Here is a 16,905-nt window from a genome sequence, read left to right as displayed (position 1 = left end):
CGCCCCGGAATGACTAAGAAATATCCGCGATACGACTGCGCCTTACGACGCGCGCTGGGCCGCGGTCATCACGATGCGGATCAGGTCGGCGGCGTTACGCGCGCCGAGCTTCTTCATGATGTTGGCGCGATGGTCCTCGATGGTCCGCGGGCTGATGCCGAGCGTGCGGCCGGCTTCCTTGTTGGACGCACCGGAGGCGAACTGCTCCAGCACCTCCCGCTCCCTGCGCGTCAACGGCTCGCGTCCGGGGAAATGCAGAGATCCGAATTTCGGCGCGGCATTTTCCGCCTGCCTGCGTGCATAGGCTCCGATCGCCTCGTCGAGCCGGCCGACGATCTCGCTGCCGCGGAACGGCTTCTCGATGAAGTCGAGCGCGCCGCTCTTGATGGCGCTCACCGCCATGGCGATGTCGCCCTGTCCGGAGATCATGAAGATCGGTGCCGGATAGTCCTCGCCATGCAGCTCCTTCAGGATGTCGAGGCCCGACTTCCCGGGAATGTGAACGTCGAGCAGGATCGCAGCCGGTGTGCGGTTTCGCGCGACGGAGAGCAGCGCCGCGCCGTCCGCAAAACAGATCACCTCGTAACCCGACGCCTTCAACACCATCGACAAGGTGTCGCGAACGGCGGGGTCGTCGTCGACCACGAAGATTTCACCGCGAGAGCTTTGTTCGGCCATGTGCCATATCCAGTTGGCATGAAGGACTCGCGTCCGCGCCAAGCGTTATGGCGTTAGGCGCGGATTCGGCCCACCCGTATTTGTACGGGACATGGACTTAACGCACAAGTAGCGGCAGGGTGCCTAATTGCGGGGTACGGAGAATATCCATGCTAAATTACGCCGGCACGCCCCGCTCGCCGCGATGGCCGATACTGACAGCCGTCAGTTGATCGCAGCCGAACTTCGCTCTCTGATCGCGCGCATCGAGATCAGTATGCGTCTGATCGACGCGGCCATGGAGAGCGACGACGATAGCATACCTGCGGGTTCCACCGAGATTGTCGTGCTCGACGACGTTACGCCGCGTTATGCCACGGCGAGCGCCGCGCTCAACGCCTGCCGGGCGGAGCTCAGCCACGCCCTGCAGCAATTGTCGGATTCTGGCAGCGCAGCGTAAGTCACAATCAACGCGGCTCACCTGCCCGCGGCTGATTGCATGGCAGCTCCGCGCCTCAGGCGCGGTGCCGTTCCACGACCGCATCGGTGGCGACGCCGCCCCAGGTATGGATCGCCGGCAGGCCCATCGCGGTCTTGCCGAGATTGGCAAGGCTGATGCGCAGGGCCGCGAGATCCAGCGGCTTCGGCAGGCTCTGCAGCTCGATCCCGACGGCGCGGGCGAAGCTGCGGGCAGCGCTGCGGCGCTTGCCATCCATGCCGCTGATGACGATCACGGCACCAGTGAATTTCGCCTCCGCCATCTCGCGCAGCACGTCGATGCCGTCGCCGTCCTCCAGCACGAGATCGAGCGTCACGCAGTCGAAGCGCGCGGCGCGGAGCTTCTCGATCGCCGCCGCCACGGACGGCGCCACGGTGACTTCGTGACCGGCCTGCTTGGCGGCGACCGTGATCAGGCTGCGCTGCGTGGCGTCGTCGTCGACCACCAGCAGCTGAAGCGCACGCCGCTCCGCGGCGTCGGGCAGGTTGGACGTGACGGGGGAGAGGGAACTTCTGGGCATTGCCGTATTCCTGAGATTGAGACCGGCAATGGGTACACGGCTCGCGCTTAGGCGACGTAAAACCGCGGCGGCAAATTCATTCGGATGTTTCAGCAAATATAAAGCAACGTCGCGGAAAGCGCGCAGCACTCGCAGCCGCGTGCCGATCAGGCCGCCGCGTCGTGACCGCCGGCGCCGCGCTTCTTCCGGTTCTTGCCGCGCAGGAATTGGATGTCCATCTCGGCGCCGTTGACCCGCACCAGCTCGCAGCGGCGATAGGCCAGGCCCGTGGACGACAGCAGCAGGAAGAATTCTTTCAGGTTCAATCCCTGGATCGAGCCTTCCACCGTGAGGATGGCGTCGGTGTCGGAGATCGCGTTGAGCTTGCAGTCGCGGCGCCAAGTGCCATCGATGGCCATGATGCAGACATCATAGCCGCGACTGAACGTCACGCGTTCGGTGCCCTTGCCATCCTCGGCCATGCCTATCGTCCTGCCATGACAGCCATGCGCGGCGCCGCGCCGGCGAGCACCGGCTTGGCGACGGCCGCACGCGGATCGTTCGGCTTGTAGAGGCCGCGCCGCTCCGGGATCGGCCTGAACGTATCGGTCAGTCCGACCACGGTTTCGGCTGCGCCCAGCACCAGGAAGCCGTCGGGCTCGATCTGGCGCGCGAGGCGGTTGAAGATGTTGATCTTGGTGTCCTGGTCGAAATAGATCAGCACGTTTCGGCAGAAGATGACGTCGAAGGTGCCGAGCTGGGCGAAGTCGTGCAGCAGGTTGAGCTGGCGGTGCTGGATCATCGCCCGCAGCTCGGGATTGATCTGCCAGGTCTCGCCGGTCTGCTTGAAATATTTCACCAGCATCTGGATCGGCAGGCCGCGCTGCACCTCGAACTGGCTGTAGATGCCGGCCCTGGCCTTCTCCAGCACCTCCTGCGACAGGTCGGTCGCGATGATCTCGACACGCCAGCCGGTGAGGGCCGCGCCCATTTCCTTCAGGCACATCGCCAGCGAATAGGGCTCCTGCCCGGTCGAGCCGGCGGCACACCAGATGCGCACACTGCGCTTGCCGGCGCGCGCCTTGATGATCTCGGGCATGATGGTGTCGCGGAAATGATCGAACGGGACCTTGTCGCGGAAGAAGAAGGTCTCGTTGGTGGTCATGGCTTCGACCACGTCCGTGATCAGCTGGCGCGAGCCGGCTTGCAGCTTCTGCACGAGCTCGGCGATGCCGGAGAATCCCGCCTTGCGGGCGAGCGGCAGCAGGCGGCTTTCGATCAGATATTGCTTGTCTGCGGACAGGTCGAGACCCGAATTATCCTTCAGGAACTTACGTAGATACTCGTACTCGGTCGGAGTCACGGATAGCCCTCTTCGAAGCTGTACTGGGAACACTCTGGCCCAAACGTCAGGCCAGACACACTCAGACCATGGCTTGTCCGACCGGGATCAGACCAACTTCAGCGAACTTGTCGGCGATGATGTCTTTGTCGAAGGGCTTCATGATGTACTCGTTGGCGCCGCCGCTGAGCGCCTGAGCGATATGAGCCACGTTGTTCTCGGTGGTGCAGAACACCACCTTCGGCTGGTCGCCGCCGGGCAGGCGGCGCATGTGGCCCATGAACTCGAAGCCGTCCATCACCGGCATGTTCCAGTCGAGCAGCACCGCATCGGGCAGCTGCTTCTGGCAGATCTCGAGCGCCTTGGAGCCGTCCTCGGCCTCGGTGACTTGGAATTCCAGGCCCTCCAGGATCCGGCGCGCGATCTTGCGCACGACGCTGGAATCATCGACCACCAAACAGGTCTTCATTTTGGTTCTCCGGCTTCGATGTTTCGTTGGCTCACGCAGCCATCTGCACTTCGGTCTTCAATTCGAGCACGCGGTCGACGTCGAGGACGACCATGAGCTGGCCCTCGAGACGGTGGACGCCGCCGGCGAGCTTGGCCATGCGGGGATCGAGGTTGACGGGGTTTTCCTCCTTGCCGTCCTCGGGCAGGCGCAGCACCTCGCCGATCTGGTCGATCAGAAGGCCGTAGGATTCACCGCGCAGATCGACGCCGACCGCCATCGGCGCCTTGCCGTCCTCGGCCTTGGGCAGGCCGAGACGGGCGCGCATGTCGATCACGGTGACGATGCGGCCGCGCAGGTTCAACACGCCCGCGATCTCGCTGGAGGCGAGCGGCACGCGGGTGACGCGCTCGGGCATGAACACGTCCTGGACGCGCGAGATCGGCAGGCCGAACAGCTGGCCGCCGATCATCGCGGTGACGTATTCGACCATGGCGCCTTCGGCGGACTGGGTCTTCTTGCTCATTGGCGAACTCCTCGTCCCGTTCCTTAGGTTTTGAGCATGATCTGATCGGAAAACCGCTTCACACTTTTCCGGATCATGCTCTAGGCCGCCGCCCGGCTCAGCTCGGAGGCGCCGGCCGCGCCCGCGGTCTGCTCCTTCAGCGCCGCGATCAGGCCGGGACGGTCGAACTTGGCGACATAGTCGTGGAAGCCGGCCTGCCGGCCGCGCTCGATCGCCGCCGGCGACACCAGCGCCGACAGGCCGATGATCGGCGTGGCCGCGAGGTTGTTGTCCGAGCGGATCACTTCCGCGAACTCGAACCCGTTCATGTCAGGCATCTCGATGTCGGTCAGGATCACGTCGAAGCTTTGCGCGCGCAGGGCCGCGAGGCCCTCCTGCGCGGTCGGCGCGGTGCGGACGCGGTAGCCGGCCGCCTTCAGCACCGGCGCCAGCATGTTGCGGAAGAAGGCGCTGTCGTCGACCAGCAGCACCGACTGCGAATGCATCGACGGCTTCATCTCCTTGCGGGTGAACCAGTCGGCGAACGCCATCGGCAGGAAGTGGCCGACGTCGATCACTTCGGTGGCCTGGCCCTTGATCACGGCCGAGCCGAGGATGCCGGAGGAGGAGCCGCCGACCTCGATGTTGAGCCGTTCCTCGACGATGTCGATGATCTCGTCGACGACGAGGCCCATGGAGCGGCCGTCGTCGGCGAACACCAGGATCGGCTGGGCGCCCTGGCTCGCGATGGTGACGCTCTCCATGGCGACCAGCGGCATCAGCTGCTCGCGGTACTGCACCATGTAGCGGCCGTTGGAGAACTCGATCTTGTCGGCGGGCAGCTCTTCCAGGCGCGTGACGAGGCCAAGCGGGACCGCCTTGGGCTGCGACGAGCCGGCGCGGAACACCAGCAGTGAGGTGGTCTGCTCGCCCGAGCCGATGTGATGGCCGGCGGCCTCGTCGGCCATGTCATGGGCCGAGGAGCCGGAGGCGCCGAGCGCTTTGGCGATGCCGTTGGGGTCGATGATCATGATGACGGCGCCGTCGCCCAAAATGGTGTTGCCGGAGAACATGTCGATGTGGCGCAGTTTCGTCGACATCGGCTTGACCACGATTTCTTCGGTGTGGAACACGCCGTCGACGACGATGCCGAAGGTCTGGCTGCCCACTTGCGTCACCACGATGAAGCCGTTCTCGGGATCGGAGGCCGCGCCGTCGTCGATCTTGAGCAGCTTCTTGAGATGGATCAGCGGCAGGAGCTTGTTGCGCAGGCGCAGCACCGCGGTCTCCTTGATGCGCTCGATGCGGTGCTCGGAGTTGGCGCGGGCGCGGACCAGCTCGACCACCGAGAGCTGCGGGATCGCAAAGCGGTCGCCGGCAGCTTCCACGATCAGCGCGGAGACGATGGCGAGGGTCAGCGGGATCTTGATGGTGACGGAGGAGCCTTCGCCGGCCACCGACTTGATGTCGATGGTGCCGCCGATCTGGTCGATATTGGTGCGGACCACGTCCATGCCGACGCCGCGGCCGGAGACCGAGGTGACGGCGGCCGCGGTGGAAAACCCCGGCGCGAAGATGAACTTGTGAATCTGCGCTTCGCTCATCTTCTCGAGCTCGGCCTCGGTGACGAGACCGGACGAGAGCGCCTTGGCCTTGATCTTCTCGGTGTTGAGGCCTCTTCCGTTATCGGCGATGCAGATGATGATGTGGCCGCCCTCGTGGTAGGCGGACAGGCGAATGGTGCCCTGCTCGCCCTTGCCGCTCGCCAAGCGCTCGGCGGGGGTCTCGAGGCCGTGATCGGCGGAGTTGCGCACCATGTGGGTGAGCGGGTCCTTGATCAGGTCGAGCACCTGGCGGTCGAGCTCGGTGTCGGCGCCGTGCATCTCCAATTCGATCTGCTTGCCGAGTTCGCTGGAGAGGTCGCGGACGATGCGGGGCAGCTTCTGCCAGGCGTTGCCGATCGGCTGCATGCGCGTCTTCATGACGCCTTCCTGCAGCTCGGCGGTGACGTTGGAGAGGCGCTGCAGCGGCACCTTGAACTCGGTGTCCTCGTTGCGGCGGGAGATCTCCAAAAGCTGGTTGCGGGTCAAGACCAGCTCGGAGACCATGGTCATCAAATGCTCCAGCGTATCCACGTTGACGCGGATCGACTGGTTGGCGACGCGGTCGCCCTCGCCGGCACTCTCGTCGGCCATCGACTTCTTCGGCGCGGCCTTTTCCTTGGCGGGCTTGGCGGTTTCCTTGGCCTGCTTCGCTGCTTGCTTGGCGGCAGGCGCTTCGGCAGCCGGCGCGGGCTCGGCCTTGGCCATCGGGGCGGGGACCGGCGCTTCGATCGCGGTCTCGCGGAAGGCGCGCTCGAGCTCGTCGAGCGAGACTTCGCCCGGACGCAGCGGACGCTCCAGCGTCTGCTCGACCAGCGAGCCGGTGGTCATCTCTTTTGCCGGGGCCGGCTTGGCTTCGGCACCAGGTGCGTCCGGCACCAGCGGCGGCGCTTCGGCAACGGGAGCAGAGCTTCCCGCGGCCGGCATCGGCTGCGCCGAGCCTGACGCGATCGGCGAAGCCGACGCTGACATCGCCGCCATGCCCTGCTCGACCATCGCTTCCAGCTTGTCGATGAGATCGCGGTCGTTGCCCTCGGGCTCGGCTTCGGTCGCCTCGAGGCCGGCGAGGATCTCCTTGATGCGGTCGATCGAGGACAGGATCACCGTCACGGCCTGCCCGGTCACCGGCATGCCGTCGCGGAATTTGCCCATCAGGGTCTCGCCGGCATGCGCCAGCGCTTCGAGCCGCGGCAGGCCGAGGAAGCCGCAGGTGCCCTTGATGGTGTGGACCAGGCGGAAGATGTTATCCAGGATCTTGGCGTTGTTCGGCTCCTGCTCGAACTTCACCAGCTGATTGTCGACGGTGTCCAGGCTCTCGCTGGTCTCCGTCAAGAACTCCCGCAACAGATCATCCATGAGCTACGCCTTACTGACCTCGACCTGCACCTGGACGCCCGAGCCGTCGCGCCTGGCAATCGACGGAAGTCCGCTTCTGGATCGTTAGACATCCCCTTTCACGGTCCCGTTAATTTCAGCCTCCGTGCTAATACGGATATTGAAGAGAAGTTTGCCGTTCGGCCGGATGCGAAAGCGTTTTTCGGCAAAACCGGCAGCACGCTGCGGCGGCAAAGCGCGTGAGGTAAAGGCAACCACAATCGCATGACGAGCCGCGCTCGAAAGTCCTGCTGCTGAAGGGCGATATGCGTGAGGCGCGCGAAATCGAATCGCGCGGCCGGCAAGCAGCTGCGCTCACGCGGCCATCGCTTCCCGGCTTGCCGGGATTTGCGAAGTTCGCGTTTGCGGTAAACGGACGGTTACCCCGCAGCCGCTGCGGCCCGTGCTGCGCTAACCCAGCCACGAGGCGGCGGCAACGTCGCCAGCCGGACGATGCTCCGCCAGGCAATCGTTGATGGCGGCGACATGAAAGCGCCCTTGCCGCTCTTTCCTGCGATGGCTGCAGGGACCGAGACGCAGAACCCCGTGAGCGAATCGCCCGTTCTTGTCTCATCGCCAATGCGGCAGGTTGTCTGCCTTAATGGCGATATGGACGACACACAACCTTTGCAATAAAATTTATTGTGGTGCAACTACATGACGAATGATGCGCGGCGCCAATCATTCATCGCATGCGCGGATTGACCTGCATGACCGCGAGCAGCCGCCCGCCCAACCAGTTGCTGCAAAGGCTCGACGCGGCAGACTTCGATCTGCTGCGGCCTCATCTGGCGACGGTCGCAATGGTCAGGGAGTCTGTCTTGGGCAAGGCGGGCGCCGCGCTGAGACACGTCTACTTCCCGCACGGCGGTTGCGTGTCGATCACGGTGGGTCTGTCGGAAGGACAGATGATCGAGGTCGCGATGCTGGGCCGCGACAGCGTCGTGGGCGCCGGCGCGGCGCTGGCCGACGGCATCGCGCCGGCGGACGCGGTGGTCCTATTCCCCGGGGCAGCATCCCTGCTGGACATCGAGGCGTTCCGGGCGGTGGCCGCCGCAAGCGCGCGGTTTCGCAGCCTCATGGTCCGCCACGAGGAGGCCCTGCTTGCGCATGCTCAGCAATCTTTGCTCTGCAACACGCTCCACTCCGTCGAGGCGCGGCTGGCGCGCTGGCTGCTGCGGGCCCGCGAGCTCTCCAACAGCGAGATGCTCCCGCTGACGCAGGAAGCGCTGGCGCGGATGATCGGCGTCAGGCGCAACGCCATTTCGCTGGTCGCACATGCGCTTCAGCAGGCCGGCATCATTCACTACGCCCGCGGCCAGATCGAAATCGTCGACCTGCAAGCGCTGGAGACGACCTCCTGCGGCTGCTACTCCGCGGTGAAGGCCCACCACACGCGCCTGATCGGCGCCCTGCCATGACGATGGCGCCGGCTGCATGCCGAGATGCACACAGCGTCGCGGCGATCCGCGCGACCGGACGTCTTGTCCCAATTGCCAATATATCCCGATGGGCAGATGATGAAACTACCCGTGCGGGGAGCGCTTTCGCTTGCCGCGACTTTGCTGGTGCATGAGACGGAGACGGCCTTGGAAACGATGGTGCGCCCATCCAACGGTTTCCTGTCCGCGCTGTCGGCAGACGATTATGAATTGATCCGTTCGCATCTGCGCACCGTGGATCTGCCGCACGACGCGGTGCTGGTCGAGACTGGCGAGACGCTCAGGCGGGCCTACTTTCCGCACCGCGGCGTCATCTCGCTGGTGGTGAAGCTCGCCAGGGGCGAGCATGTGCAGGTCGCCATGATCGGCCGCGACAGCCTGCTCGGGACGCTCTCGATCATGGGCGATGCCTGCGCGCTGAACACGGCGATGGTGCTGGTTCCCGGCGTCGCATCCGTGATGGATCTCGACCGGTTGCGCGGCGCGGCCGAGCAGAGCAGCACCCTGCGGACGTTGCTCACGCGTCACGGGCTGGCGGTCTACGTCCAGGTCCAGCAGACCGCGGCCTGCAACGTCGCCCATCCCGTGGAGTCGCGGCTGTCGCGCTGCCTGCTGCACACCCATGATTTGTCGGGCGACTACCGGCTGCTGCTGACCCAGGAGGCGATGGCGCACATGATCGGGGCCCGGCGCAACAGCGTGTCGCTGGTCGCCAACACCCTCCAGCACGCCAATTTCATCCATTACAGCCGCGGGCACATCCAGATCCTCAATCTCGACGGGCTGCGCCAGACCTCATGCGAATGCTACGCCACCGTGAAGGCCCAATACGACCGGCTGCTCGGCCGGCACTGACCGCCGTCCGCGCATGGTAAACCTTCGGCTAATGCCGGCGCGCAAACACGCTCCGTCCTGCTACCGGAACTGAAATGCGAATGCCCTAGACACGGGGCTCGCGCCGCACGCGCTGCGCGACCGATGAACCGCAATCAGGACAGGCAAAGCCATGTTTGAAGTGACCGCCGCGCCTGCTCGGAAAGCGATCGACATCGAGCCCGCGCGCGAGCCCGGTGCCTATGAGGCGCTGGTGGCGGAGATCGGCGAGGACGGTGCCCAGGAAGTGCGCACCGTGTTCTGGAGCGAGACCCGCGCACGCCTGCAACTGTTCCGCTCGCTCGCCCTCGCGCAGCACCATGCCAGGATCGCGCGGGAAGCGCATTCGCTGAAGAGTGCGGCCGGAACGTTCGGCTATGTCAGGCTCGCGGCGCTGGCGCTGCGGCTGGAGAAGACGGCGGAGACGCTTGAGGAGAGGCAATTCCACGATTTGCTGGACCTGATGGCTGCCGCCTTTGACGCCGCCCGCGCGCAAGAGCCGCAGAGGTAGAAAACTGCGTGCAAAACCCGCCGTAATTCTACGGCTTGGGATTTTTAGAGATGGCTAATCATAGGTGGCGATAGTCGCCGGAAACCAGGAGGGTTTCCATGTTCACCTATGAGACTGCGGACCAGAAAGAGGTCCGTCGCTTCCGCATCGCGCAGTTCAACGGCCGCATGGCGACGGTGAAATCTGGCGAGGCGACGGTGACTGGTTTCGTTCGCTCGGTGCTGGAGCATGAATCGAGCATGCCGCCGCGCTGGACCATCACGATCATCCCGAACGCGCCGAAGGAAGGGCCCAAGCCGCTGCGGCCCGGCTCGCGCGCGCGTCCCTTCGCCGAAGACTATTTCTGAGCGCGATCGGCCACAGGCCCGCGCAACACTAAGATCTCAATCGATCGAATGCAGCAGCGCCGCACGGACGAGGTCCGCGGTGTTGCGCGCGCCGAGCTTGCGCATCGCCTCGGCGCGATGGCTCTCGAAGGTGCGCGGGCTGATCTGCATCCGCAGCGCACCCTGCTTGTTCGAATAGCCCTCGCTGATCAGCCGCAGCACCTCGCGTTCGCGCTTGGTCAGCCGCTTCTGGCCCGACAGGCCGAGCAGCTCTGCGCCGGGGAGGCGCTGCGGCTGCGCTGCGCGAGCAGGCTTCAATTCGGCATCATCGGTGCCGGACGGGGCCGGCAGGCCCCCCTTGTGAGGACCGGCAAGCTGCTTGACGAGGCCGCAAACGCGCTCGGTCTGCGCCAGCGCATTCTCCACCACCCGCTGCAAATAGGCGCGGTCGCCGGTGACGGGCGCGAGCTGATCGCTGTGATGCTTGATCTCGCCCATGTAGAGCAGCAGCGCAGTCAGGGGGCCGTTGAGCTCGCGGGCGATGGCGGCGGCCATTTCGTCGGCCGCCTTGGCACGGGCCGCGTTCAGGCGGACGAAATCGAGCTCTTCAGCTGGAGCAGCGCCGCTTTCATACCATTCCGACGACCGCGAATCAGTGGCCGTATCATTCTGTGACCCCATGTGATTCGTTTACCGGAACCCACCCCGGTCTGTGGTTAACTTTTTGCTCCGTAAGACTACGGTGATTTTGACGTTTTTGTGCTGAAATACGGACATCGGCACAATTTGTGCTTGCGGGCTGCCGCCATTCAGCGCGCCGGGGTTGAGATTTCCGCTTAACCACGGCGTCCGGGCCGATGCTCCCGGCTCCCGGCCTTTACCGATTAATTAACAATGACTTGCTTCTCTTGGCAGCACTGAGAGCGCGCAAATGCCTCCCCGCATCTGGCCCTTAGCCTGGCGGGAAACGCTGCGAAAGAATTGCGTGCCATGAACGAGATCAATCGGCTGTCGGAGTTCTTGCAGAGGCTGACGCCGCTGTCGCGCAGCTGCCTGCTCAGCGAGCTCGAGCGGCTCGAGCTCTGCGGCATCGACATGCCGGGCTCGGCCGAGATCCAGGCGCGCCTGCGCGCCGAGTTTCGCAAGGACGGATCGAGCCAGGCGCGCGCCACCAGCCCGTCGCGCCATTTCTTCGCGCCGCTCGAGCTGCTGCTGATCGACGGCGCGCCCGAGCATGCCAATATCGGGCGGATCTCGCGCAACACCCTCACCCCGATCTGGGAGTGGATCTGCCGCGATCTGCTGCCGACCATGGCGCGCGACTACATCAAGGCGATCAACGACCAGGTCGCCGCCAACAACCCGAAGGAAGTGCTGAAGACCGCCTCGATCTTCCAGACCAAGGTCCTCAAGGTGCTCGAGAACACGCTGGCCTCGGCCGAGAGCACCGAATTCGCGCGCGGCAAGCTCGCGCAGTACACGGCCTCCCGCGCCGCTTTCGACGACGTCAGGAAGATGCAGCATGTGCTGCGCGCCGGCGACGCGCTGCCGAAATTCAACGCGAAGCTGCCCGAGAAGATCGCGAAATTCGACGATGGCCTGGTCGCGCAGATCACGGCGCAGCTCGATGCCTTCAAGAAGGCGCATCCCGAAGCGCTGCCTTACGCGCTGACGCTGGTCGCACGGCGCCTGAAAACGCCGTGGCAATTGGTGCGCCTCGCCACCAAGGCGGCCGCCAGCAAGAGCGCCGCAGACGTCGCCGTGACGCCCTATGCCTGTGTCGTTCCGATGGTGCTCGACAGGCTCGACGACAAGCGCCTCGCGCTGCGGGTCGCGCTCCGGCACAACCGCGTGCTGGTTGCGCGCGACCTGCTCGCGGAGATCTACGACACCGAATATGCGCTCAAGGTCCGCATCGACGGCATCGAGGCCAGTGAATGGGGCATCCGCCTTCAGCAGCTGATGGACGCGATCGCGGCACTGGTGTCCGCGGAGGTGAGCCGCTTCCCCGCCAATGTCGGCCACATTCTCGGCTCGCGACGGCTGCGCAGCCACGACACGCTCGGGGGCAAGCTCTCCTATCTGGCCTGGAAGGGACGCGACGCCGTGCAGGACGGCGCGGCGGCGTTTCGCAAATTGATCGGGCAGACCTAGGAGCATGATCCGGAAAAGTGTGCAGCCGTTTTCCGGCAGGATCATGCTCAAACGATAACGCGCGCGGCTAACGCGGCAGGCACAGGAAGCGGTCCATAAATCGCCCTGACAGCACGAACCTGAACCACCAATAGATCATCCGCCGCATCGACATAGCTGTAATCCTCGACAGCCCACCCACCGGCTGCGCGGAGCAATAGCGCAGGTGCAGCAATGCGCATGTGAGCTGCTTCACACTTGCGCCGGCCCGGCCGGACGCATTGTCGCAGAACCGTCACGAGCGAAGGCGGAACCTGCCCGCATCGCGCGAAAATGAGTTCGTCGCTCGTGGCCCATGCAACTATCCTCCCGATGCTCTGCAGAAGCATCGAGAAGGAGGGTCGCGATGAGACCGGCTCGAGTGACATGGACGATGGTGGCGCTGCTCACGGGCGCGCTGGCGCTCACATCGGCGACGACGGCGCAGACCTCGCCGCCGCAAGGCAACGCCGCGCCGACTGCCGACAACGCGGTGCTGCTCACCGTCTTCTTCAAGCACGACCAGTCCCGCCCGCTGAACGAGCTGAACGCGCAGCTCGAGAAGCAGGGCTACTACAAATCCTTCCCACCGCCCGGCGTCGAAGTCGTGAGCTGGTACGTGATGATGGGGATCGGCCAGGTGATCACGCTGCGCCTGCCCGCCTCGCGCCTGCGCGAAGTCAATCGCGTCATCGAGGACACCGCGTGGGGTCCCTACCGCACCGAGTTCTATCCGACCTACGACTACAAGGCTGTCGGGATGGCTCAACACGACAAGGCCACAAGCAATTGAGACGTCCATTATTCAATTGGGCGAAACGCGAACGGCATCGTCCTATTGCAGGACACCGCTGCTTCTTGCGCACGAGATGCAACGTTCGAGAATCTGCCGCGATGACGGTGTCACGCAGCCGTCACGCGCGGTCAGACGTAAAAACTTCTCTAGCGAGATCCGTACAATTTTAGACGTGCTGCGTGCTTTAACGTTACCCAGATAATTCAACAATCGGCTCAAGCCCTCCATATTTGAAACTGCTCCCATCGCTAACACCGTTCGCGGAACGGGAGTGTTTTGCGATGAACGACGAACTTGTAGAACTCGCCGGACGAAGGCCCAAAACCTTCGGACGGCGAAAAATGATGCCGCGCGCATGCGTCGCCGACAGCAAGCGCCACCTGCGCGCTTTCCTCGCAGAGGTGCTGGAGGATCTCGGCTTCGTCACCAGCGAATGTGCCAGCGCCGAAGAGCTGCAAGCCGTGCTGACCAGCGACTTGCCGGACCTGATCCTGCTCGGCATCGCCGCCGACGGCATCGAGCCCGGGAAATTCCTGGAGACGCTGGTGCGCGAGGCCTTCGACGGCAAGGTTCTGACGGTGGGCGCCCGCGAGTCGATCATCGTCAAGGCGGTGCAGCAGGTCGGCGAGGAATATGGCCTTGCGATGCTGCCGCCGCTGACGACGCCCTTTGCAGCGGAGACGCTGCGCGAGCGCATCGCGGTGCTGCTGCCGGAGGAGCCGGCGCCGAGCCCGGCCGTGCATGTCGGCGAGGCCCTGCATGCCGGCTGGCTCGAGCTCTGGTACCAGCCCAAGATCGACGCGCGCACGCTGATCCGCAGCGGTGCCGAGGCGCTGGTGCGGATGCGGCATCCGACCTGGGGCGTCGTGCCGCCCGCCTATTTCATCCCTGAAACGCACGATCCGCATCTGCGCGACCTGTCGGAATTCGTGATCGAGCGCGCCGTGCAGGACTGGCACTATCTCCTCGAGCAGCAGAGCCCGGTCGATCTCTCGATCAACCTGCCGGCGTCGTATCTGAAGGAGCCGCAGGCCGCGCGCGAGCTCTGCCGCCGCATGCCGACGCATCCGGCGTTCGGCGGACTGACGATCGAGATCGACAGCGAGGAGGCGATCCGCGACCTCGATCTCCTGGCCGAGGTCGCGCGCGAGGTGCGCCTGCACAATATCGGCCTGTCGATCGACAATCTCGGCGCCAACTGGCCGTCGCTGATGGACCTCGACAAGATTCCCTTCATCAAGCTGAAGGCCGACCGTCACTTCGTCACCGGCAACGCCAATGACCGCCTCAAGCGCACGGTGTGCCGCCACATCGTCGAGCTCGCGCATAGCTACGGCGCGTGCACCATCGCCGAAGGCGTCGAGAGCCGCGCCGATCTCGTCGCCGCGAACGAGCTCGGCTTCGACCACGTGCAGGGCTATCTGTTCGGCAAGCCGATGCCGCTGAAGAAGTTTGCAAGGAGCGCGCTGACGCGGACCGTGATGGGAGGAGAATGAGGCTATCGCCTCACCGGCCGCCGCGCGACGCAGAGGCGCGCGCGGTCGCAGCAATCGATTCCCAAGGACAGCTCGCAAAAGCGATGAGATTCCGGGTCATGCTCTAGCGGCAGACCCAGGCGCCATTAACCAGCACGCGGACACAAGCTGGCGCCGCGACAGCGGCTCCTACGGTCGCTGCACCCACCGCTGCTCCACCGACAACGGCACGGCGCGTCGTTCGACGCGCGACGCCGGCGACACTCGCTGGAGTCGCCGGTCGCCCTACGCGGGCCTCTGCGCTCTGGATCGAGAATGAAAGGCCAGCCTCTTCCGGCCACTGCACCGAGCCCATGGCTGCGCAGACAACAATGGCGCCGGCCAGCCAGAAGTTCATTCCGTGTCGCATGACGCTCCTCCTTCGCTTCGAGTTTCCAACAATGCTATTTGGCGTTTCGGTTCTTGCTTGCGCCTTTGAGAGGTGCCGAGGGCCGCGCGCTCCCCGATTCGGCAGCCTGAATACAAGAGAGAAGATCAACGTAACTTTGAGCATAGGGGACCGAAATGACCTCGGCTTCGCAGCTATCCCGAGCAGGGCCGGCACTTGCCGACCAAAGCGCGCTCAGTTGCTGCTGGGCATCCGTTTCATCGCTCATGCATTTCTCGAGGCTCTGACCCAGAACGACTCCGTTTGCCTTGTCATCGGCCACCGTTGCCTTGCACAGCGCCTCGACATTCAGGTGGGGGACGCGATCAGAAACGGGCGTGACCAGTTGGCCCCCGAGAAGTGCCGCCGACAAAAGCGCAACCTTCATGCTGTTCTCCTCAGGTTGTGCCAGACCTTGAGCTGGGGCTGCTCGCACCGCGGCTCCCGCCTACCCGTTGCGATCAGCTGCTCGTAACCCTCCTGACGGCGGGCGGAGACCAGCTGCCGTTGATGATCGAAGGCGTCTTCTCGTTCGGCCAATACATCCGCAGCATCAGAACGAACTTGCCGGCCGGGGCGGGCAGCCAGTTGGACTCCTTGTCCCTTCCAGGCGAGTCCTTCTGGATATAGAGGTCGACCGTTCCGTCCGGATTGGACTTGAGATTCTGACGCGCACTGATCGAATAGCGGTTGATCGGATTGGGGACGAAGAAATATTTCTCGTCGTACATCGTCAGCGACCAGAAGCCGCCCACGGGAGGAAGCTGCCCCTTCGGGAAGCGCATCACATACTTGTTGCTGCCGACGTAATCTTTGCCATCGATGTCCTTCTGCGACGTCGGATAGCAGGCATCTTGGATTCGGTTGGCACCGAGCCCGATGGCGGTGACCAGGGCGCGATTGAGATAGTCGGTGCCGTAGACGCCGGTCTCCGTGTCGAATGCCCAGCCGTTCGTGTTCCTGATGGCCTTGTTGACCTTGAACTGGATCATGATCCGGTCGAAACCGACTTGCGGGATGCGCTTCGCAAAATCGGCGTCGAGCTTGCTCGCGTCGAAATCCTTGCCCGGAACGAGACCGATCTTCGCGAATTTGGCCAGCTCAGGAGCGTCGGCGGCTCCCGGCGGATTCCGCTTCATCAGTTGAGCCAAAAGGCTGAAATAGGCCACGGCGTCCATACGATTGACCTGATCGCGCACCGGGGTGGTCATGTCGATCGTCGAATCGACCTTGCCAGCTGGAGGCGTGTAGGATGTCCCGTATGCGCTCAAGGGGAAGAGCTTGCACTCATCCTGGGCGGCGTGCACCGCCGCGTAGTCCTCAGCTGTGCCGGTACAGTAGATGCGACCTAGAATCCACACGATGCTCGTGGGCGACTTGTACTCCTTCACGCCGGCAGGGAGCTTGCCTTTCCAACCCGGGCCGGTGATCGCATAAGTCTGCGCCTTGGTCCCCGTCGTGCGCTTGCCCGGGACCTGGAATACGTTTGTCCAGCCATCAAGCATCGGAAACAGAAAATAGCGGTCCTTCATGTCGGGAATGGCGACGACCCACGGCTCGTCCCCCACGTCGATCCACGCACTGGTGTAGAGCGTATCCGCATTCGGAGCCGTCACATCCTTGAAGCTTGCGTCGGGATAGGTCCGCAGCTTGATGAATTGCCCCATAGGCCCGCGCGTGCCCTCGACGGAGGCTTTATTGGTCATGACCCGTCGCGTTATCTCCATCGTCACGAGTGGATAGCCGAAGACGTAGGCATCGGTGGCAAGCCAGAAATCTTCGCCTCCTTCGACCGCGCTCAACAAAGGACCGTCGTAATCCGCTCGGCCGGCCGAGAGTGCAAGTGCCGACATCGCGCTTCCCAAACCGGCAGATAGAAGATTTCGACGCGTAATGTTCATGACGCCACTCCCAAACCTGCTGTGATAGGCCACTCTGATCTCGAGAGTTCAATTGAC

At 64.1% G+C, this 16,905-nt stretch carries 18 protein-coding genes; 8 read left to right on the top strand and 10 right to left on the bottom strand.

Going from position 1 to position 16,905, the window contains the following annotated elements; all coding sequences use genetic code 11:
* Window positions 1-42 precede the first annotated feature (42 nt).
* The gene (locus AC5V87_RS02420; protein ID WP_456841948.1) at window positions 43-678 is read right to left on the bottom strand and encodes a response regulator transcription factor; all 636 of its coding nucleotides are present in this window, start codon (window positions 676-678) and stop codon (window positions 43-45) included.
* A 184-nt stretch (window positions 679-862) separates the two neighbouring features.
* Here AC5V87_RS02420 and AC5V87_RS02415 point away from each other — a divergent pair, with 184 nt between their 5' ends.
* A complete protein-coding gene (locus AC5V87_RS02415; protein WP_456841947.1) occupies window positions 863-1,117 on the top strand; it encodes a hypothetical protein in 255 nt (84 codons plus the stop codon).
* Window positions 1,118-1,172: 55 nt separating this feature from the next.
* On the opposite strand, the gene AC5V87_RS02410 is transcribed toward AC5V87_RS02415, so the two are convergent.
* The 6 genes from AC5V87_RS02410 to AC5V87_RS02385 form a co-directional block, all read right to left on the bottom strand.
* On the bottom strand, window positions 1,173-1,676 hold the full coding sequence (locus AC5V87_RS02410) for a response regulator (RefSeq protein WP_456841946.1): 504 nt from the start codon (window positions 1,674-1,676) through the stop codon (window positions 1,173-1,175).
* A gap of 146 nt (window positions 1,677-1,822) precedes the next feature.
* On the bottom strand, window positions 1,823-2,137 hold the full coding sequence (locus tag AC5V87_RS02405; RefSeq protein ID WP_456841945.1) for a PilZ domain-containing protein: 315 nt from the start codon (window positions 2,135-2,137) through the stop codon (window positions 1,823-1,825).
* Between the two features lie 2 nt (window positions 2,138-2,139).
* Window positions 2,140-3,018, bottom strand: coding sequence for a CheR family methyltransferase (locus AC5V87_RS02400; RefSeq protein WP_456841944.1), 879 nt, complete (start codon window positions 3,016-3,018; stop codon window positions 2,140-2,142).
* Window positions 3,019-3,079: 61 nt separating this feature from the next.
* Window positions 3,080-3,466 carry a response regulator gene (locus AC5V87_RS02395; protein ID WP_027563594.1) on the bottom strand — a complete coding sequence of 129 codons (387 nt, stop codon included), beginning with the start codon at window positions 3,464-3,466 and terminating at the stop codon, window positions 3,080-3,082.
* Window positions 3,467-3,497: 31 nt separating this feature from the next.
* A complete protein-coding gene (locus AC5V87_RS02390; protein WP_495369884.1) occupies window positions 3,498-3,971 on the bottom strand; it encodes a chemotaxis protein CheW in 474 nt (157 codons plus the stop codon).
* 80 nt (window positions 3,972-4,051) lie between these two features.
* On the bottom strand, window positions 4,052-6,907 hold the full coding sequence (locus AC5V87_RS02385; protein ID WP_495369883.1) for a hybrid sensor histidine kinase/response regulator: 2,856 nt from the start codon (window positions 6,905-6,907) through the stop codon (window positions 4,052-4,054).
* Between the two features lie 728 nt (window positions 6,908-7,635).
* Between AC5V87_RS02385 and AC5V87_RS02380 the strand changes: the two genes are divergently transcribed.
* The 4 genes from AC5V87_RS02380 (at window position 7,636) to AC5V87_RS02365 (ending at window position 10,098) form a co-directional block, all read left to right on the top strand.
* On the top strand, window positions 7,636-8,346 hold the full coding sequence (locus AC5V87_RS02380; protein WP_495369882.1) for a Crp/Fnr family transcriptional regulator: 711 nt from the start codon (window positions 7,636-7,638) through the stop codon (window positions 8,344-8,346).
* 177 nt (window positions 8,347-8,523) lie between these two features.
* Complete coding sequence (locus AC5V87_RS02375; protein WP_495372027.1) at window positions 8,524-9,222, top strand: Crp/Fnr family transcriptional regulator; 699 nt, start codon at window positions 8,524-8,526, stop codon at window positions 9,220-9,222.
* Window positions 9,223-9,373: 151 nt separating this feature from the next.
* On the top strand, window positions 9,374-9,751 hold the full coding sequence (locus AC5V87_RS02370) for an Hpt domain-containing protein (protein ID WP_495369881.1): 378 nt from the start codon (window positions 9,374-9,376) through the stop codon (window positions 9,749-9,751).
* Window positions 9,752-9,849: 98 nt separating this feature from the next.
* Entirely contained in the window at window positions 9,850-10,098 is a 249-nt protein-coding gene (locus tag AC5V87_RS02365; protein ID WP_456841939.1) for a hypothetical protein, read from the top strand.
* A gap of 36 nt (window positions 10,099-10,134) precedes the next feature.
* On the opposite strand, the gene AC5V87_RS02360 is transcribed toward AC5V87_RS02365, so the two are convergent.
* Complete coding sequence (locus AC5V87_RS02360; protein ID WP_456841938.1) at window positions 10,135-10,758, bottom strand: helix-turn-helix transcriptional regulator; 624 nt, start codon at window positions 10,756-10,758, stop codon at window positions 10,135-10,137.
* Between the two features lie 309 nt (window positions 10,759-11,067).
* On the opposite strand from AC5V87_RS02360, the gene AC5V87_RS02355 reads away from it, so the two are divergent.
* The 3 genes from AC5V87_RS02355 to AC5V87_RS02345 all read left to right on the top strand — a co-directional run bounded on the left by AC5V87_RS02355 (window position 11,068) and on the right by AC5V87_RS02345 (window position 14,541).
* Window positions 11,068-12,231 carry a hypothetical protein gene (locus tag AC5V87_RS02355; protein ID WP_495369880.1) on the top strand — a complete coding sequence of 388 codons (1,164 nt, stop codon included), beginning with the start codon at window positions 11,068-11,070 and terminating at the stop codon, window positions 12,229-12,231.
* A 385-nt stretch (window positions 12,232-12,616) separates the two neighbouring features.
* Window positions 12,617-13,042 carry a hypothetical protein gene (locus AC5V87_RS02350; protein ID WP_456841936.1) on the top strand — a complete coding sequence of 142 codons (426 nt, stop codon included), beginning with the start codon at window positions 12,617-12,619 and terminating at the stop codon, window positions 13,040-13,042.
* Between the two features lie 284 nt (window positions 13,043-13,326).
* Window positions 13,327-14,541, top strand: a complete 1,215-nt coding sequence (locus tag AC5V87_RS02345; RefSeq protein WP_495369879.1) for an EAL domain-containing protein — start codon at window positions 13,327-13,329, stop codon at window positions 14,539-14,541.
* Between the two features lie 422 nt (window positions 14,542-14,963).
* Here the strand turns inward: AC5V87_RS02345 and AC5V87_RS02340 are convergent, their stop codons facing one another.
* Window positions 14,964-15,335: a hypothetical protein gene (locus AC5V87_RS02340; RefSeq protein WP_495369878.1), complete on the bottom strand. Its 372-nt coding sequence runs from the start codon at window positions 15,333-15,335 to the stop codon at window positions 14,964-14,966.
* Between the two features lie 73 nt (window positions 15,336-15,408).
* Complete coding sequence (locus tag AC5V87_RS02335; protein WP_495369877.1) at window positions 15,409-16,848, bottom strand: DUF1254 domain-containing protein; 1,440 nt, start codon at window positions 16,846-16,848, stop codon at window positions 15,409-15,411.
* Window positions 16,849-16,905: the final 57 nt, after the last annotated feature.

Source organism: Bradyrhizobium sp. SOJA106, from assembly GCF_059448745.1.
Note: the sequence above shows the minus strand (reverse complement) of the source record. Positions and strands in the feature narration are given on the sequence as shown.

Bases quoted from the DNA above. Each gene is read 5' to 3' on its own strand.
- AC5V87_RS02375 (WP_495372027.1), top strand. From the start codon at position 8,524: ATGGTGCGCCCATCCAACGGTTTCCTGTCCGCGCTGTCGGCAGACGAT.
- AC5V87_RS02340 (WP_495369878.1), bottom strand. From the start codon at position 15,335: ATGAAGGTTGCGCTTTTGTCGGCGGCACTTCTCGGGGGCCAACTGGTC.
- AC5V87_RS02350 (WP_456841936.1), top strand. From the start codon at position 12,617: ATGAGACCGGCTCGAGTGACATGGACGATGGTGGCGCTGCTCACGGGC.
- AC5V87_RS02370 (WP_495369881.1), top strand. From the start codon at position 9,374: ATGTTTGAAGTGACCGCCGCGCCTGCTCGGAAAGCGATCGACATCGAG.
- AC5V87_RS02410 (WP_456841946.1), bottom strand. From the start codon at position 1,676: ATGCCCAGAAGTTCCCTCTCCCCCGTCACGTCCAACCTGCCCGACGCC.
- AC5V87_RS02405 (WP_456841945.1), bottom strand. From the start codon at position 2,137: ATGGCCGAGGATGGCAAGGGCACCGAACGCGTGACGTTCAGTCGCGGC.
- AC5V87_RS02415 (WP_456841947.1), top strand. From the start codon at position 863: ATGGCCGATACTGACAGCCGTCAGTTGATCGCAGCCGAACTTCGCTCT.
- AC5V87_RS02385 (WP_495369883.1), bottom strand. From the start codon at position 6,907: ATGGATGATCTGTTGCGGGAGTTCTTGACGGAGACCAGCGAGAGCCTG.
- AC5V87_RS02360 (WP_456841938.1), bottom strand. From the start codon at position 10,758: ATGGGGTCACAGAATGATACGGCCACTGATTCGCGGTCGTCGGAATGG.
- AC5V87_RS02335 (WP_495369877.1), bottom strand. From the start codon at position 16,848: ATGAACATTACGCGTCGAAATCTTCTATCTGCCGGTTTGGGAAGCGCG.
- AC5V87_RS02390 (WP_495369884.1), bottom strand. From the start codon at position 3,971: ATGAGCAAGAAGACCCAGTCCGCCGAAGGCGCCATGGTCGAATACGTC.
- AC5V87_RS02395 (WP_027563594.1), bottom strand. From the start codon at position 3,466: ATGAAGACCTGTTTGGTGGTCGATGATTCCAGCGTCGTGCGCAAGATC.
- AC5V87_RS02420 (WP_456841948.1), bottom strand. From the start codon at position 678: ATGGCCGAACAAAGCTCTCGCGGTGAAATCTTCGTGGTCGACGACGAC.
- AC5V87_RS02380 (WP_495369882.1), top strand. From the start codon at position 7,636: ATGACCGCGAGCAGCCGCCCGCCCAACCAGTTGCTGCAAAGGCTCGAC.
- AC5V87_RS02365 (WP_456841939.1), top strand. From the start codon at position 9,850: ATGTTCACCTATGAGACTGCGGACCAGAAAGAGGTCCGTCGCTTCCGC.
- AC5V87_RS02345 (WP_495369879.1), top strand. From the start codon at position 13,327: ATGAACGACGAACTTGTAGAACTCGCCGGACGAAGGCCCAAAACCTTC.
- AC5V87_RS02355 (WP_495369880.1), top strand. From the start codon at position 11,068: ATGAACGAGATCAATCGGCTGTCGGAGTTCTTGCAGAGGCTGACGCCG.